2 protein-coding genes are annotated in these 1,759 nt (G+C 61.5%); both read left to right on the top strand.

Annotated features, from left to right (window positions below):
- Positions 1-341: 341 nt before the first annotated feature.
- Entirely contained in the window at positions 342-740 is a 399-nt protein-coding gene (locus tag G3480_RS26435) for a hypothetical protein (RefSeq protein ID WP_164657174.1), read from the top strand.
- A 19-nt stretch (positions 741-759) separates the two neighbouring features.
- The gene (locus G3480_RS26430; RefSeq protein ID WP_164657173.1) at positions 760-1,584 is read left to right on the top strand and encodes a tetratricopeptide repeat protein; all 825 of its coding nucleotides are present in this window, start codon (positions 760-762) and stop codon (positions 1,582-1,584) included.
- Positions 1,585-1,759: the final 175 nt, after the last annotated feature.

Below are 1,759 nucleotides of genomic sequence, written 5' to 3'. Positions count from 1 at the left end.
TGCTGCGCCGTGGTGTGCTGACGCACCAACGCCTCCAACTGGGTACGTTCTTTGTCGGTTAGGGAAACGAGAATCGGGGTACAGCGTGGCATCGTGTCATCAACTCATCGGCGAAACTCAAGACAGATGAGCAGAATGCCATCGATCGCCCAGAAACAGTATTAGGACTTTCACTCTAGACCACTAGGGGGGGCTTGGCTAGGCTGCGACTCAGGGCCAGACATAAAAGCGTCAGGGAAAGCCGCGGCGCAGCCTTTTGTGTGCTCGACTCCTGGCCGTCGGCTCCAGGGCCGGGATAGTCTCCGCTGCCGATGACAAGGCATTTACCATGGACATTCGGCATGCTCCGATCTCGGCTCCTGGTCAACTTGGTCGTCGGCCTTTGGTATGTCTTGCAGGGCGTCCTGTTCTTCGTGGTTCGTCCGGAGCTCGCCTACAGCTACGGCCATTGGCTGCATCCACTGCGAGGCGATCTCCCGGGACTTACGGCAGCGCTGACATTGCCGGTTCTGGGACCCGAGATCAGCTCTGCGGCAGAGGGGTACAGTCCGGTGTTTTGGTTGGTCTGGGGGGCACTGCTACTGCCGCCGGTACGACTGCTGCATTGGGCATGGACCGCACCGAACCGCTTTGCGCTGCTCGAGACAACCCTGTACTGGACGGCCGCCTACTTGCTTGCGACCGGCAGCCTAGCAGTGCTCGTAGTACTGGGTCTATGGCTGCCGTTCTCCACCGCCTGATGCGCTGGACGCCACGACCGTGAACGACGCCCCGGCAATCACCGGCGGCCCCGAGGACCTTGACGAGGCCCCGCCGGAGGCGCTCCTTGCCGCACTTCTCGCCGGTTGCGGCCTCGCCTTCGCTGAAGGCACCGCCAAGGCATTGCATGAAGCTCTGGAGCATTTCGCCCGCGCCGTTCTCCTGGACGAGACTCGCCCGGAAGCGCATCTAGGACTCGGTTTCTGCTATGCCAATCTGGGCGACGACCGTCGCGCCATCCGCCACTATGATGCCTGTCTCGAACGTGGCTTTGGCTCTCGTGACTATCCTCATCTGTGCTACGAATACGACGGCTCCGATGAGCAGACCTGGACCGTCGAGATCAACCTGGACCAGGTTCTGCTCTGGCGTGCCGACTGCTGGCTGTCGCTCGATAGAATCGAGCCCGCCAGACATGATCTGGAGCGCCTGTCCGCCCCCGATGCTCCAGATACTCGCGCCGAGATCGCCGTACTGAGGGCAAAGATTCTTCTCGCAGAGAATCAACCCGATGCCACGCAGCGAGAGCTGAGCCGTGCCTTGGGCTGGGATCCGGAGCATCCCGAAGCGCATTACCTGCGCGGCCGCGTTCACGAGTGCCATGGCCGGTTTCCCGAGGCGGTGAAAGCCTATGCGCGCGCAATGAGGCTGGACCCAGAAGCCCCCGAATTCCGGGTCTCCCGGGCTCGGGTGTACCTTGCCCTTGGCGAAAAGCGAAAGGCTGAAGCGGACCTGCGGGCTGCGAAGGCCCTGCTGAGCCAGCAGTTGCCTCAGTTGGCGCGGACAGCGGAGATCGCTGCGCTCTGGGACCAACTAGTGGTCTAGAGTGAAAGTCCTAATACTGTTTCTGGGCGATCGATGGCATCCTGCTCATCTGTCTTGAGTTTCGCCGATGAGTTGATGACACGATGCCACGCTGTACCCCGATTCCCGTTTCCCTCACCGACAAAGAACGTACCCAGTTGGAGGCGTTGGTGCGTCAGCACACCACGGCGCAGCA

It is taken from the genome of Thiorhodococcus mannitoliphagus, assembly GCF_010915725.1.
GTDB classification, from domain to species: domain Bacteria; phylum Pseudomonadota; class Gammaproteobacteria; order Chromatiales; family Chromatiaceae; genus Thiorhodococcus; species Thiorhodococcus mannitoliphagus.
Note: the sequence above shows the minus strand (reverse complement) of the source record. Positions and strands in the feature narration are given on the sequence as shown.